This window comes from Actinoplanes sp. NPDC023936 (genome assembly GCF_040639325.1).
Lineage (GTDB): Bacteria > Actinomycetota > Actinomycetes > Mycobacteriales > Micromonosporaceae > Actinoplanes.
The window spans coordinates 13,280-26,722 of sequence record NZ_JBEZZR010000048.1; the positions used below are offsets into that span (position 1 = coordinate 13,280).

The window sequence follows — 13,443 nt, forward strand, 5'->3', positions numbered from 1 at the left end:
GCGGCCATGAGCGGGGCGTTCCTGGCCGGCGTGGTCGCCGGATACGGGATCGCCGTGCCGGTCAGCGCGATCGGGGTGCTGATCGCCGGGCTGAGCGCGCGCACATCGCTGCGGATCGGCGCGGCCGCGGGACTGGGCGCGGCCACCGCCGACGGCATCTACGCGCTGATCGCGGTGGCCGGTGGCGCGGCCGTGGCGACAATGATCGCGCCGGTCGCCGTGCCGCTGCGCTGGGCCGGAGCCGTGGTGCTGCTGGCACTGGCCGCCTGGACCGCCCGAGGCGCCTTCCGCGCCGGCCCCGATCCCAAAGACATTTCCCGGGTACGGTCGACGACCGCTCTCCGGGCATACCTGGGAGTTCTGGCCCTCACGCTGCTCAACCCCGCCACCGTGATCTATTTCGCGGCGCTGGTCCTGGGCAGCGGCGGCGCGGGAGGTGGTGTGTGGTTCGTGGTGGGGGCCTTTCTCGCGTCGGCCAGCTGGCAACTGCTGATCGCCGGCGGCGGCTCGCTGGTGGGACGCGTGCTCACCGGTGATCGAGGCCGTCGGATCACCGCACTGACCTCAAGCTTGGTGATCGCGGTTCTGGCCGTGCGCCTGTTGACCATTGGCTAAGTAGCAACGTCTCGATGTGTTGACGCATTGACGCGTCGCACAGGATCGACATCTTGACGAGCGCCATCATGTTGACGGGTGGCGTCGTGTTGACGGGTGGCGTCGTGTTGACGGATGGCGTCGTGTTGATGGGTGGCATCACGTTGACATCTGGACGGGCCGCGTCGTATTGACGTGTTGACCGGCGGTTTCACGTAGACGTGTTGACGGGCGGCGTCATGTTGACAACTTGATTCGTCTCGTCATGTTGACGTGGCGACGAATGGCGTTGTGTTGACTGGCCTGCTGGTCAGAGGTGCTTGGTGGCCTCTCGCACCGACAGGGTGGAGAGCTGATCGCGGTGTGCTGCCACAAAGGCGCGCACCGCGTCCGCGTCGGTCCGTGCGTAGTGCCGCAGCGCCCACCCGATCGCCTTGCGCACGAAGAAATCGGGATGACCGGCCTGGGCTTCGCAATAGCCGAACAGTCGCGACGTATCCGTCAGTTCGCCGTAGTGCAGCTGATACAGGATCGCCGTCCGCACCAGCCACATGTCGTCCGCACGGGACCACTCGTCCATGCGTTCGGTCAACAGCGGATGTCGCCGGACCAGCCCGGCGACGACATGCGTGGCGAGCGTGTCGACCGTGTCCCACCACGACTTCGTCGTGATCAGCTCGGCGACCGTGTCGAGAAACGGCGGGCCGGGCACGCGTACATGGGCGGCCAGATAGTCGCAGGCGAATTGTTGGAACTCTCGATCCGGCCGGGACCAGCAGGCCAGCACGACCGCTCGCAGATCGTCGGCATCGGGTGCGCGCAGACCGGTCAGCGCGGCCCGGGCCCGGGCGCGGCGGATCGGGGCCGGCAATCCGATGAACGGGAATTGGTCGCGCATATAGGCGGCCATGCCCGTCGCGCGCCCGGGATCACGGGCCGCCTCGAACTCGGACGTGAGGCGTTCCATCACGATTCCGGCGAGTTCGCTCATGCCCTGCGATCCTGCCATCCTGCGCGGCGCCAGCGACGGCACCGGCGCCAGCGACGTCAGCGACGGCACCGGCACCGGCGCCAGCGACGTCAGCGACGGCACCGGCACCGGCGCCAGCGACGTCAGCGAACGGCACCGGCACCGGCACCGGCGCCAGCGGCACCGGCGCCAGCGGCACCGCGTCAGCGGCACCGGCGCCAGCGTCACCGGCGTCAGCGGCCGCACTGGCGCCAACGACGGCGCCGGCGTCCGGAACTGCGGGCTGCTCTCGACGGCTCACCGACCGTCCGCCCGGATCCCGGCGGGAACGCGCCGTAGTCTGACAAGAATGGGTGAACGAGCGGCCGCGGGCGGCGGGAAATGGGTGGATGTCGCTCCGGAACGGCTGCCACGGTGGCTGGAGAATTTCGGGACGCGCCACGGCCCGTACCGGGAAGAGGGTTTGACCCTGATCGCCGCGGACGGTGCGTCGGCGACGCTGAGCGTGCCCCCGGGTGCCGGCCCGGTCGCGACGGTGACCGATCTGGTTCTCCAAGCGCAGACACCGCGACGGCTCGGTCTGCTGCTCGCCCGGAAGGGCGCTGTCGCGGTCGGCATCGCTGAGGGTCCGGAACTGATCACGTCCAAGGTGGACACGCACTACGTGCAGGGGCGGACCGCGGCGGGTGGCTGGTCCCAGCAGCGCTTCGCGCGCCGCCGGGACAATCAGGCGAAAGCGGCGGCCGCGGACGGCGCCGGCATCGTCGAGCGTCTTCTTCTTCCCCAGGTACGGTCATTGGCCGCGCTCATTACCGGAGGAGATCGTTCGGCCGTCGACGCCATTCTGGCATTGCGGCACCTGGCCCCGGTCGCCGAGTTGCGCGCCGGACGGCTTCTGGATGTACCGGAGCCGCGGCATGCGGTACTGGTGTCCGCCGTTGCCGCGGCTCGCGCCGTGCCAATTCTGATCAAAGAGCCTTAGCCAATTGTGATCAACCAGCCTTAGCTGATTCTGATCGAAGCGCCTTAACCGACAGCGCCGGCCTTGAACGTGTCGCACTGTTTCGGGTCGCCGGATTCGTAGCCGACCCGGAACCACTGCTGGCGCTGCGCGGCCGAGCCGTGGGTGAACTCCTCCGGGTTGACGTCGCCGCCGCCCTTCTTCTGCAGCGTGTCGTCACCGATCTGCCCGGCTGTCTGGATGCCTTCCTGGATGTCCTGGTCGGTCAGGCTCGTGAAGATCTTGTCGCCGTCCTTGTCGGTGGTGTTCGCCGCGGAGTGCGCCCACGCGCCGGCGTAGCAGTCGGCCTGGAGCTCCAGCTTCACCGACTCCTCGTTCTGCGAGGACGGGTCGCGCTCCTGCCGGCGGCGCATCTCCGCCTCGGTGCCGAGCACGTCCTGCACGTGGTGGCCGTACTCGTGGGCGAGCACGTAGGGCTGCGCGAACTCGCCGGGCGCGCCGAGCTGCTTCGCCAGCACCTGGTAGAAGCTGAGATCGATGTAGACCTTGTCGTCGGCGGGACAGTAGAACGGTCCGACGCCGGAGTCCGCCGCGCCGCACGCGGTGCTGACCCGGTCGGCGAAGATGTGCGTCACGGCCGGCTGGTACTGCTCGCCGAACGATTCCGGCAGCTGGTCGCGCCAGTACGCCTGGATCGAGGTGACGTAGAGGCCGTTGCGGCACTCGAGTTGCTGCAGCTTCTGGTCGCCGGTGCACGCCGACAGCGGCGTGCCGGAGGACGAGCTGCCGCCGTCCCCGCCGATCGTGTTGATCCCGAAGTACCCGCCGACCAGCGCGATGACCAGGGTGACCACGATGCCGGCCAGGCCGCCGCCACCGATGGGCAAGCCGCCGATGCCGCCGCCGCCCGAGCGACGCCCGTCCTCGATCTGACTGGTGTCGATGTCGGCGCGTTCATTGAGTTCCATGTCGTCCTGCCTTCGCCACGGTTGTCCGGCAGGTACCCGTTGATCTTGTGAACTAATCGAGCGAACCTTTTCAGCGAGACGAGGCCGGCAGCGCCTGGCGCCGATCGATGGCCCGCCTGTGCGGGGCTCGATGTCGCGCTGAAAAGGTTCGTTGGGAGCCACACGTGGTAGCCCGGTAGTATGGCCGCGTGCTGCTCTGCGAAGGCTGACCTGCCCCGCGCCGACCCTCCACCCGGAAGGCCGGCGCTTTATTGCGCCCTGAGTCAGCCCGAACACCGAGAGCGAGAACTGCAATGATCACCGCCACCGGACTCGAACTCCGCGCCGGCGCGCGCATCCTGATCTCCCCGACCACGCTGCGGGTGCAGCCCGGCGACCGGATCGGCCTGGTCGGCCGCAACGGCGCAGGCAAGACCACCACGCTGAAGGTCCTGGCCGGCGAGGGGATTCCGTACGCGGGAACCGTCGAGCGGACCAGCGAGATCGGATACCTGCCGCAGGACCCGCGGACCGGCGACCTGAACGTGACCGGCCGCGACCGCGTCCTCTCCGCCCGCGGCCTGGACAGCATTCTCGCCGAGATGCAGAAACTCGAGGTCGAACTCGAGGAGAGCGCCGACGACAAGCTGGTACGGCGTTACGGCCAGCTGGAGGACCAGTTCTCCGCCCTGGGCGGGTACGGCGCCGAGGCCGAGGCCGCCCGGATCTGCGCGAACCTGGGGCTGCCCGATCGTGCGCTGGCGCAGACCATCGGCACGCTCTCCGGTGGCCAGCGCCGCCGGATCGAGCTGGCCCGGATCCTGTTCGCCAACTCCGGGCAGAACGGCAAGGGCATCCTGCTGCTCGACGAGCCGACCAACCACCTCGACCAGGACTCGATCGCCTGGCTGCGCGGCTACATGGCGCAGCACAAGGGCGGCCTCATCGTGATCAGCCACGACGTCGAGCTGCTCGAGGCCGCGGTCAACAAGGTGTGGTACCTGGACGCGAACCGCTCGGTCGTCGACATGTACAACATGGGCTGGAAGACGTACCTGGAGGCGCGCGAGACCGACGAACGCCGCCGCCGCCGGGAGCGGGCCAACGCCGAGAAGAAGGCCGGCGCGCTGATGGCGCAGGCCGACAAGATGCGGGCGAAGGCGACGAAGACGGTCGCCGCGCAGAACATGGCCCGTCGTGCCGAGAAACTGCTCGGCGGCCTGGAAGAGACCCGCGCGTCGGACAAGGTGGCGAAGGTCCGGTTCCCGAGCCCGGCCCCGTGCGGCAAGACCCCGCTGACCGCGTCCGGCCTCTCGAAGTCGTACGGATCGCTGGAGATCTTCACGGACGTGGACGTGGCGGTGGACCGCGGTTCCCGGGTCGCCATCCTCGGCCTCAACGGCGCCGGCAAGACCACGCTGCTGCGGATGCTCGGCGGCCTGCTGGAACCGGACACCGGCGAGGTGCGCCCGGGTCACGGCCTGCGGCTGGGCTACTACGCCCAGGAGCACGAGACGCTGGACGTGGATCGGTCGATCCTCGATCACATGCGCAGCGCCGCCTCCGAGCAGACCGACACCGAGCTGCGGAAGATCCTGGGCGCCTTCCTCTTCTCCGGTGACGACGTCGACAAGCCGGCCGGCGTGCTCTCCGGTGGCGAGAAGACCCGGCTGGCCCTGGCCACGCTCGTCTGCTCCGGCGCGAACGTGCTGCTGCTCGACGAGCCGACGAACAACCTCGACCCGGTGAGCCGGGAGCAGGTGCTCGACGCCATCGCCAACTATCCGGGCGCGATCGTGCTGGTCACCCACGACGCCGGCTGTGTGCAGGCGCTCAAGCCGGACCGGGCGATCCTGCTGCCGGACGGCGACGAGGACGCCTGGAGCGACGACCTCCTGGAGCTCGTCGAGCTGGCGTGAGCGTTCACGTTCTGGATTTTTCACCAGGATCAACCGCATCGTCAGTTGTCAACTGGTGCCCACACAGACAGTGCGATGTTCGGGCGTTTGTGAACAGGTCGGGCGCGGCTTGCGTCGCGCCGGACCCGTTCGCCCGTCACCCTTCGGAGCGATCAACTTACCCTCCGGAGCGGTCATGGCTCCCACCTGGGGGTCGTCTCGATCGAGTGTTTCTGCAGGTGATCGATGGTCTTGGCGCGAGCGCCGGACGATCACGCGCGGACCGGAATTGCCTCGCGGGCGGCCCGCAGCAAACTGTCTGACATTGATGCCTGTGGTAACCGTCAAGTTCCTGACAGTAATAAATGGGCACGTTCGCGAGCGCTAGATGCCTGGCGCATGATCGTTGGAGACGGTGTAATAGGTGGGACCGTATCTGACCGCACTGTCTGCGACGTGAGGATTCAAGATGGCAGCCACTGGCACAGCTACCAGTACTGAGAAGGGTCGTCGAATCGTCGGTAGCGAGCGGCAGTCGCTCGCCAAAGACCTGGTGAAGCGATACACCTCGGGTGAGAGCATCCGGGCACTGGCCGCATCCACCGGAAGGTCCTACGGATTCGTGCACCGCGTGCTCACCGAATCGGGCGTGCAGTTGCGCCAGCGTGGCGGCGCCCGCCGCCGCAAGAAGGCGTGACGACCGGCAACGCCGCGCCGGTGACCGACGAAGTAGGCGTTCGCTACGAACAGGATGGGCCGGTCGCGACGGTGACGTTGTGCCGGCCCGCCGTTCTCAATGCCCAGACTCCGGCCATGTGGACGGAACTCGGCAACATTTCACGAAAATTACCGGGCGACGTACGCGTCGTCATTGTGCGAGCCGAGGGCCGCGCCTTTTCGGCGGGCCTGGATCTGTCGGTGGCACGCGGTGACGGCGATTCTTCACTGGGCCGGTTGGCACAGTTGTCCGCCGCCGAGTGTGCCGATCGGATTGCCGGCTTCCAGACCGCGTTCACGTGGTTGCGCAGTCCGTCCATTGTGACAATCGCGGCTGTTCAGGGACATGCGATCGGCGCCGGCTTCCAGCTCGCGCTGAACTGCGACATGCGTGTCATCGGCGACGACGCGCGGTTCTCGATGGCCGAGGTGGCCCTCGGACTGGTGCCCGACCTGGGCGGCACGAAACGGCTCACCGAGCTGGTCGGGCCGTCCCGGGCGCTGGAGATCTGCGTGACCGGTCGCCGGATCACGGCGGACGAGGCGGACCGGATCGGTCTGGCCACCGCCGTGGTGCCACGGGCCGAACTGGATGCCGCGGTGTCCGACCTGGCCGCCGCGGTGCTCGCCGGGGATCGCGGTGCGGTCACCGAGATCAAGGCTCTGCTCGCGGGCGCGCCCCAGCGGTCGTACGCGGAGCAGGACCGGGCGGAACGTGAGGCGCAGACGCGTCGCCTCGCCGATCTGCTGGGGGCCGGCGAGTGATCCAGCGGCAGGAATAGCGTCCTTACCTCCCGGGTTGTCGTTCCCGGGTGATGTCGTACCCACGTGGCAGTCTCAGGGCTGCTCGTCGAGCGACGCCCCGGGAGGTGACGCATGTCAATGCCCAGCTGGACCATGCTGCGCTCGATCCAGAATTCCGACCAGGTGAAACGACACCAGGTCAAACCCGGCACGGCACGCCGGATCACACGGTTCGCCCGGCCCTACCGGCGCGACATCACGGTCTTCCTGCTGACCGTCGTGGTGGCGGCCGGCATCGGGGTGGCCACGCCGCTGCTCGCCGGCCAGGTGATCAATGCGATCACCGGTGGCGGGCCCGAGGCGGCCGACACCGTGGTGCGGCTCGCCCTGCTGATCGCCGGACTCGCCGTCGCGGACGCGCTGCTCTCGCTGGCCCAGAGGTGGTACTCGGCACGCATCGGTGAGGGCATCATCCTCACGCTGCGGACCCGGGTGTTCGACCACGTGCAGCGCATGCCACTGCAGTTCTTCACGCGTACGCAGACCGGCGCTCTTGTCAGCCGCCTCAACAACGACGTGGTGGGCGCGCAGCGGGCGTTCACCTCGACGCTGTCCGGGGTGCTCAGCAACGTCATCCAGCTGGTCCTGACCGCCGCCGTGATGTTCACGCTGTCCTGGCAGATCACCGTGCTGTCGCTGGTGCTGCTGCCGGTCTTCATCATCCCGGCGCGGCGGGTCGGCAGCCGGCTCGCCGAGATCACCCGGGAGTCCTACAACCTCGACGCCAAGATGAACGCGACGATGACCGAGCGGTTCAACGTCTCCGGCGCGCTGCTCGTCAAGCTGTTCGGCCGTCCCGACGTGGAAGCGACCCGGTTCGGTGAGCGCGCCGAGCGGGTCCGCGACATCGGCGTGCAGCAGGCCATGTTCTCGCGGACGTTCTTCGTGGCGATGCTGCTGGTGGCGTCTCTCGCGCAGGCCCTGACGTACGGGCTGGGCGGCTGGCTCGCGGTTCGCGGGCAGGTGTCGGCCGGCACCGTCGTGACGCTGGCCCTGCTGCTCACCCGGCTGTACGGTCCGCTCACCGCCCTCAGCAACGTCCGCGTCGACGTGATGAGCGCGCTGGTCTCCTTCGACCGGGTCTTCGAGGTGCTCGACCTGGCGCCCGGCATCGCGGAGAAACCCGGCGCCACGCCGATCCCGGCCGGGGCGGGGCGGATCGAGTTCCGTGACGTGCGCTTCCGGTACCCGAGCGCCGACGAGGTCTCGCTCGCCACCCTGGAGGACGTCGCCGCGCTCGACCGCCGGGAGAACGAGCTCGTCCTCGACGGCGTCGACTTCACCGTCGAGCCCGGCCGCATGGTCGCCCTGGTCGGGCCGTCCGGCGCCGGCAAGTCGACGACGTCGATGCTGCTCTCCCGGGTCTACGACGTCAGCGACGGCGCGGTGCTGATCGACGGGGTCGACGTGCGGGACGCGACGCTCGGCTCGCTGCGCGACACCATCGGCGTCGTCACCCAGGACTCGCACCTGTTCCACGAGACGATCGCCGAGAACCTGCGGTACGCGTCGCCCGGCGCCACCGCGGAGCAGATGTGGGCGGCGCTGGAGGGCGCACAGGTGGCCGACCTGGTGCGGGCCCTGCCGGACGGTCTCGACACGGTGGTGGGTGAGCGTGGCTACCGGTTCTCCGGCGGCGAGAAACAGCGCATCGCGATCGCCCGGATCCTGCTGAAACAGCCGTCGATCGTGGTGCTCGACGAGGCCACCGCACACCTCGACAGCGAGTCCGAGGCGGCCGTGCAGCGGGCGCTCGCCGCGGCGCTGCGCGGCCGGACCGCCGTGGTGATCGCCCACCGGCTCTCCACGATCCGGGACGCGGACGAGATCCTGGTGCTCGACCACGGGCGGATCGTGGAGCGCGGGCGGCACACCGAGCTGATGACGGCCGGCGGGTTGTACTCGGAGCTGTACCGGACCCAGTTCGCTGTCACCTCACCGGCCTATCCGGAGGAGGATGTGGAGATGCTGACCGTTCCCGCGCGGGTGCCCGAGCTGTGACCGGGCTGCTGATCACCGCTGTCGTGGTCGCGGTGCTGCTCTACGGCTTCTGGCGGTTCGCCGGGTGGGCCCGCGGCAAGGGCATCGGCGGCGGCGTCATGGGACCGATCGACGAGGCGTGGCATCCGTCGGCTGATCGGTTCCGGCGGGAGACCGCCGTCCACGAGCAGCGGGTGCTGCCGCCCCGGCCCGGCGACGACCGTGATCTCTAGGCGGTGGCCTCGTTCAGCCGGCGGAACTCAGTGATCAGGGCCGGGAGCTGGAAATGGGCGTTCAGGCCGCTCGGGTTCGGCAGCACCCACACCGGGACCCCGCCGATCTCGTCGGGCTGCGGGCCGAGCTTCGCCTTCGGGCGGCCGAACGCGGCGCGGTACGCGGTCACGCCGAGGATTGCCAGGTAACGCGGTGCGGTGTCCCGTACCCGATCGGTCAAAAGCTTGCCGCCCTCGATGAGCTCGGCCGGCGAGAGTTCGTCGGCGCGGGCCGTGGCCCGCGCGACGACGTTGGTGATACCCAGCCCGAGTGCCGGCAGGAGGTGCTGCTCGGAGGGGTGCAGCAGGCGGTCGGTGAAGCCGGCGCCGTGCAGGGCGGGCCAGAACCGGTTGCCGGGGCGGGCGAAGTGGTGGCCGGTCGCCGCCGAGTAGAGGCTCGGGTTGATGCCGGAGAACAGCACCCGCAGGCCGGGTCCGAGCAGGTCGGGAATGGTCCGACCGGCTGCCGCGGCGACCTCCTCGGCGCTCGGCCGCCGCGCTGTCGGGCGCTTCACAGGGTTCGGGTGGAGCCGCCGTCGACGGTCACCGCCACGCCCGTCACGTAACTCGCTGCGGGGGAGAGCAGGAACGCGGCGACCCGGCCGTACTCCGCGGGCTCGCCGATCCGGCGCAGCGGGATCCTCGCGGACACCTCGGCGGTCGCCGCTGCCGGGTCGTCGGCGGCGGCGAACAGCTCACGGCTGCGGTCGGTCATGAACCGGCCCGGCAGGATGCTGAGCACCCGGATACCTCGCGGGCCGTACTCGTCGGCCATGTCCTTCGCGGCCATCGCCAGCCCCGGGCGCAGGCCGTTGGAGAGTCCCAGTCCGGCCAGCGGCGTCTTCACCGAGGTGGAGAGGACCAGCCCGATCGCGCCGCCCTCGGGCATCGCCGAGGCGAACGTGCGGGCCGCCCGGACGGAACCGAGGAACACCGTGTCGAACGCGTCCCGCCACTGGTCGTCGGTCAGGCTCGCGGCGGTGCCCGGCGTCGGCCCGCCGACCGAGACGAGCGCGCCGTCGACCCGCCCGAACCGTTCCGTCGCCAGGTCCACGAGGTCGCGCGGGGTGGCCGGGTCGCTGAGGTCGGCGGCCACACCGGCGGCATGCTCGGACCCGCCCAGGTCAGCGACAGCGTCGGCGACCCGCTCCGGGTCCCGCGACGAGATCACCACCTTGGCGCCGTCGGCGACGAGGGCCTGCGCGGTGGCGAAGCCGAGCCCGCGTGAGGCTCCGGTGAGGATGTAGACGCGATCGGCCAGTCCGAGATCCATACCCCGATCCTGCCACCCGGCTGAATGTCCTCAGTGCCGGCGGACGGCTTCCTCGACCAGGTCCAGCACCCGCGCGAGCTCACCGGGTGGGCGGCCGGTGGCCAGGTGCAGCACCAGGCCGTCGTAAGCAAGCTCCAGGAACTGGGTCAACACTTCCACGGGTACGTCTTGACGGAGCACCCCGGCATCCCGCTGACGCTCCAGCCGCTCCCGGGTGGCGTCGGCGATCGCGGCGGACCGCTCGGACCAGCGTTTCGCGAATGCCGGATCGGTCCGCAGCCGGTGCGCCACCTCCAGCTGGGTGCCGAGCCAGCCGGCCGTGTCACCCTCGCTGTTGCCGGCGCGTTCGAGGAGGTCGCGCATCACCTGGACGAGGCCGTTCCGGGTGACCGTCTCCACCATCGTGGCGGCGTCGTCCTCGGCCACGGCCAGGAACAGCGATTCCTTGTCGCGAAAATGGTGGAAAATTGCTCCGCGGGACATGCCCGTCGCCTCTTCCAGGCGGCGGACCGTGGCCCCCTCGTAGCCGAACCTGGCGAAACAGGCGCGAGCCGCGCTCAGAATCTCGTGGCGACGTGCGTCTAGCTGGTCCTGACTCACCCTTGGCACGGGCTGATCGTGTCACGGGGCGGTGCGGTCTTGCAATCCGTACGTACGGCTTCCTAAGCCGGGCCGTCCCCTGAACGGATGATGCGAATTTCGTCATCCTGCCAGGGCTTTGTTAACACTCCTGGACTGTTCGGTTCTGTGGCGTCTCCCGTAAAGTGCCCGCGTGCCTCTAGTCTTCCTCGCTCTGGACGACACCCTGCTTGATCGCGGCGGTGCCTTCCGTCTGTGGGCGAAAGGCTTTCTGGACGAGATCGCCGCGCCGCACGAGGATCTGGAGTGGCTGGTCTCGGTGGACGCCGACGGACTGACCTCGCGATGGGACCTGGCCGATCTGATCAAGGACCGCTACCAGCTACGAGTGCCGGCCATCGATCTGGTCGACGAGCTGAACGCGGGGCCGCAGGTGTTCGAGCGCCTCGATCCGATGGTGGGCTGCGCGCTCGAGATCGCCGGTGACGCGGGACTGATCCCGGTCGTCGTCACGAACGGGCCGGCCGAGCAACAGGAGGCGCGGATCCGGCGTACCGGCCTGGATCGCTATGTCGCCGACTGGGTGATCTCGGAGCAGTGCGGGGTGAGCAAACCCAACCCGCGGATCTTCGCGCTCGCCGCCCAGCGGGTCCGGATGCGGCTCGCCGGAGCGTGGATCGTCGGCGACAGCCCGGAGGCGGACATCGGCGGCGCGGCCGCGATGGGGCTGCCGAGCGTGTGGCTGCATCGCGGGCGGGAGTGGGTGGACAACCGGTTCGCCCCGACGAAGGTGGTCGGCAACGTGATCCAGGGGATCTCGGCGATCATGGCGAGCCGCTGAATTAAATAGGTTGCGCGGCCCGCTCGGCGGCTGCTTTCCTATGCCCGGTCCGAGGAAGTGCCCGGGTCCTACGAGAGAGAAGGGGGTGGACTCCATGGCTGTCTTTGTGATGCCTGCTGTCCAGCTTTCCCAGTTCCCTTCTTTCTCCGAGGAGACCCTCCAGTGCGCGAGCACTCGATGCGGCGTGGGCGCCGCAAGTTCGACGACGACGAACCAGACTTCCTGAAGCGCGGCCGGCTCGAGCCGGTCCTGCAAGAAGATCCCGACCTGCCTGAGATCGGCGACCGCTGGTCCACCTGGGACGGCGCTCTGCACGGTCCGCTGCCCCGTCCCGACTGGGTGCTCACCGAGTACGGCGCGGTCGACACCGAGCTCGGCATCCTGAAAACCGGCAAGGAAGCCGACGTCTTCCTGGTTCGCCGGTTCAACCCCACCACCGGCGCGACGTCGATGATCGCCGCCAAGCGGTACCGGGACGGCGAGCACCGGCTGTTCCACCGCGACGCCGGCTACCTGGAAGGCCGCCGGGTGCGGCGCTCCCGGGAGATGCGCGCCATGACGAACCGCACCGCGTTCGGCAAGGAGATGATCGCCGGGCAGTGGGCGGCCGCCGAATTCGACGCGCTCGGCCGCCTCTGGCAGATCGGCCAGGAGAGCGGGCTGGTCTGCGTGCCGTACCCGGTCCAGCTCATCGGGACCGAGGTGATGCTGGAGTTCGTCGGTGACTGGGAGACCGGGGAAGCGGCGCCACGGCTGGCACAGGTACGGGCCGAGCGTGACGAACTGGCCGACCTGTGGCGTCAGATGACCGATGCGTTGTCCGTGCTGGCACGTGCCCAGGTGGCGCATGGGGACCTGTCGCCCTACAACACGCTCGTCCACCGGGGACGGCTCGTGCTGATCGACCTCCCGCAGATCGTCGACGTGATCGCCAATCCGCGGGGCGGCGAGTTCATCGCCCGGGACGTCAACAACGTGGCCGCGTGGTTCCGCTCCCGTGGGCTCGACATCGACCCGGAGTCGCTGATCGAGCGGCTGCTCTACGAGGCGGGCCTGCACTGATGCCCGCCCGGCGTCCGGTTCCCGGCCCGCGGCCGCCGCGTACACGGCGGCCGCGACCGGGGCCGCGTCACTGGAGGTAGTTCTCCACCTCGCTGACGGCGTGCGCCTGCTCGGCGTCCGGGTCGTTCCCGGCCGTGCGGGCCGCCCGCCGCCGGCGCAGCAGGTCCCAGCACTGGTCCAGCGCTTCCTCAAGGTTCTTCAGCCGGGCGTGCTCCTCGTCGGAGGAGATCTTGCCCGAGCTCAGCTGCTGGCGGAGCTCGTGCTCCTCCTCGACCAAGCCGTGGATCCGGCTCAGCACAGTCTTGTCATCCATTCCCGAAGCCTATTCACCCGAGGCCGATTTCGGAGACTCCCACCTGCGTGTTCCCCGCCATGCCGCGCGCAAGGCGGCACCCCAACTCCCCACGCAGGGTGGGACACCGCCTGCGTGTGGAGTCGGGGTGCGGAGCGCGCCCGAAGTCAACACGCACGGGCGGGACATGGCCGGCGTGTGGAGTTGAGGCGCGGAGCGCGCCTGAAGTCGACACGCACGGGCGGGACATGGC

The 13,443-nt window shown here is 69.3% G+C and carries 15 protein-coding genes; 9 read left to right on the plus strand and 6 right to left on the minus strand.

The features are described 5' to 3' along the window. Nucleotides 1–6: 6 nt before the first annotated feature. Complete coding sequence (locus tag AB0F72_RS37285; protein WP_360442166.1) at nt 7–615, plus strand: LysE family transporter; 609 nt, start codon at nt 7–9, stop codon at nt 613–615. A 289-nt stretch (nt 616–904) separates the two neighbouring features. On the opposite strand, the gene AB0F72_RS37290 is transcribed toward AB0F72_RS37285, so the two are convergent. Next, nucleotides 905–1,585: a DNA alkylation repair protein gene (locus AB0F72_RS37290; protein ID WP_360442169.1), complete on the minus strand. Its 681-nt coding sequence runs from the start codon at nt 1,583–1,585 to the stop codon at nt 905–907. Between the two features lie 328 nt (nt 1,586–1,913). Here AB0F72_RS37290 and AB0F72_RS37295 point away from each other — a divergent pair, with 328 nt between their 5' ends. Then, nucleotides 1,914–2,546, plus strand: coding sequence for an acVLRF1 family peptidyl-tRNA hydrolase (locus AB0F72_RS37295; RefSeq protein WP_360442280.1), 633 nt, complete (start codon nt 1,914–1,916; stop codon nt 2,544–2,546). Between the two features lie 44 nt (nt 2,547–2,590). On the opposite strand, the gene AB0F72_RS37300 is transcribed toward AB0F72_RS37295, so the two are convergent. Further along, a complete protein-coding gene (locus AB0F72_RS37300) occupies nt 2,591–3,493 on the minus strand; it encodes a neutral zinc metallopeptidase (protein WP_360442172.1) in 903 nt (300 codons plus the stop codon). A 293-nt stretch (nt 3,494–3,786) separates the two neighbouring features. On the opposite strand from AB0F72_RS37300, the gene AB0F72_RS37305 reads away from it, so the two are divergent. The 5 genes from AB0F72_RS37305 to AB0F72_RS37325 all read left to right on the plus strand — a co-directional run bounded on the left by AB0F72_RS37305 (nt 3,787) and on the right by AB0F72_RS37325 (nt 9,104). After that, nucleotides 3,787–5,391 carry an ABC-F family ATP-binding cassette domain-containing protein gene (locus AB0F72_RS37305; RefSeq protein ID WP_360442175.1) on the plus strand — a complete coding sequence of 535 codons (1,605 nt, stop codon included), beginning with the start codon at nt 3,787–3,789 and terminating at the stop codon, nt 5,389–5,391. Between the two features lie 448 nt (nt 5,392–5,839). Next, nucleotides 5,840–6,067, plus strand: coding sequence for a helix-turn-helix domain-containing protein (locus AB0F72_RS37310; RefSeq protein ID WP_014441759.1), 228 nt, complete (start codon nt 5,840–5,842; stop codon nt 6,065–6,067). Continuing rightward, on the plus strand, nt 6,064–6,852 hold the full coding sequence (locus tag AB0F72_RS37315) for an enoyl-CoA hydratase/isomerase family protein (RefSeq protein WP_360442178.1): 789 nt from the start codon (nt 6,064–6,066) through the stop codon (nt 6,850–6,852). The genes AB0F72_RS37310 and AB0F72_RS37315 overlap by 4 nt, the downstream gene beginning before the upstream one ends. 111 nt (nt 6,853–6,963) lie before the next feature. Continuing rightward, nucleotides 6,964–8,892, plus strand: coding sequence for an ABC transporter ATP-binding protein (locus AB0F72_RS37320; RefSeq protein ID WP_360442181.1), 1,929 nt, complete (start codon nt 6,964–6,966; stop codon nt 8,890–8,892). Further along, entirely contained in the window at nt 8,889–9,104 is a 216-nt protein-coding gene (locus AB0F72_RS37325; protein WP_360442184.1) for a hypothetical protein, read from the plus strand. The genes AB0F72_RS37320 and AB0F72_RS37325 overlap by 4 nt, the downstream gene beginning before the upstream one ends. Here AB0F72_RS37325 and mug read toward each other — a convergent pair. From mug to AB0F72_RS37340, 3 genes are read right to left on the minus strand one after another with little or no spacing between them, the layout of a single operon-like run. Further along, the gene (mug, locus tag AB0F72_RS37330) at nt 9,101–9,658 is read right to left on the minus strand and encodes a G/U mismatch-specific DNA glycosylase (RefSeq protein WP_360442187.1); all 558 of its coding nucleotides are present in this window, start codon (nt 9,656–9,658) and stop codon (nt 9,101–9,103) included. The genes AB0F72_RS37325 and mug overlap by 4 nt on opposite strands. Then, nucleotides 9,655–10,416, minus strand: coding sequence for an SDR family oxidoreductase (locus AB0F72_RS37335; RefSeq protein ID WP_360442190.1), 762 nt, complete (start codon nt 10,414–10,416; stop codon nt 9,655–9,657). The genes mug and AB0F72_RS37335 overlap by 4 nt, the downstream gene beginning before the upstream one ends. A 30-nt stretch (nt 10,417–10,446) precedes the next feature. Continuing rightward, nucleotides 10,447–11,025: a TetR/AcrR family transcriptional regulator gene (locus AB0F72_RS37340; RefSeq protein WP_014441764.1), complete on the minus strand. Its 579-nt coding sequence runs from the start codon at nt 11,023–11,025 to the stop codon at nt 10,447–10,449. A gap of 163 nt (nt 11,026–11,188) precedes the next feature. On the opposite strand from AB0F72_RS37340, the gene AB0F72_RS37345 reads away from it, so the two are divergent. Both AB0F72_RS37345 and AB0F72_RS37350 read left to right on the plus strand, forming a co-directional pair. Further along, nucleotides 11,189–11,836 carry an HAD family hydrolase gene (locus tag AB0F72_RS37345; RefSeq protein ID WP_360442194.1) on the plus strand — a complete coding sequence of 216 codons (648 nt, stop codon included), beginning with the start codon at nt 11,189–11,191 and terminating at the stop codon, nt 11,834–11,836. Nucleotides 11,837–12,013: 177 nt separating this feature from the next. Continuing rightward, nucleotides 12,014–12,898, plus strand: coding sequence for an RIO1 family regulatory kinase/ATPase (locus tag AB0F72_RS37350; protein ID WP_360442283.1), 885 nt, complete (start codon nt 12,014–12,016; stop codon nt 12,896–12,898). Between the two features lie 67 nt (nt 12,899–12,965). Here AB0F72_RS37350 and AB0F72_RS37355 read toward each other — a convergent pair whose 3' ends face one another. Beyond that, the gene (locus tag AB0F72_RS37355) at nt 12,966–13,211 is read right to left on the minus strand and encodes a DUF2630 family protein (protein WP_360442197.1); all 246 of its coding nucleotides are present in this window, start codon (nt 13,209–13,211) and stop codon (nt 12,966–12,968) included. Between the last annotated feature and the right edge of the window lie 232 nt (nt 13,212–13,443).

Excerpts from the sequence above, each read along its gene's own strand:
- AB0F72_RS37285 (WP_360442166.1), top strand. The coding sequence starts at position 7 with ATGAGCGGGGCGTTCCTGGCCGGCGTGGTCGCCGGATACGGGATCGCC.
- AB0F72_RS37290 (WP_360442169.1), bottom strand. The coding sequence starts at position 1,585 with ATGAGCGAACTCGCCGGAATCGTGATGGAACGCCTCACGTCCGAGTTC.
- AB0F72_RS37295 (WP_360442280.1), top strand. The coding sequence starts at position 1,914 with ATGGGTGAACGAGCGGCCGCGGGCGGCGGGAAATGGGTGGATGTCGCT.
- AB0F72_RS37300 (WP_360442172.1), bottom strand. The coding sequence starts at position 3,493 with ATGGAACTCAATGAACGCGCCGACATCGACACCAGTCAGATCGAGGAC.
- AB0F72_RS37305 (WP_360442175.1), top strand. The coding sequence starts at position 3,787 with ATGATCACCGCCACCGGACTCGAACTCCGCGCCGGCGCGCGCATCCTG.
- AB0F72_RS37310 (WP_014441759.1), top strand. The coding sequence starts at position 5,840 with ATGGCAGCCACTGGCACAGCTACCAGTACTGAGAAGGGTCGTCGAATC.
- AB0F72_RS37320 (WP_360442181.1), top strand. The coding sequence starts at position 6,964 with ATGTCAATGCCCAGCTGGACCATGCTGCGCTCGATCCAGAATTCCGAC.
- AB0F72_RS37335 (WP_360442190.1), bottom strand. The coding sequence starts at position 10,416 with ATGGATCTCGGACTGGCCGATCGCGTCTACATCCTCACCGGAGCCTCA.
- AB0F72_RS37350 (WP_360442283.1), top strand. The coding sequence starts at position 12,014 with ATGCGGCGTGGGCGCCGCAAGTTCGACGACGACGAACCAGACTTCCTG.
- AB0F72_RS37355 (WP_360442197.1), bottom strand. The coding sequence starts at position 13,211 with ATGGATGACAAGACTGTGCTGAGCCGGATCCACGGCTTGGTCGAGGAG.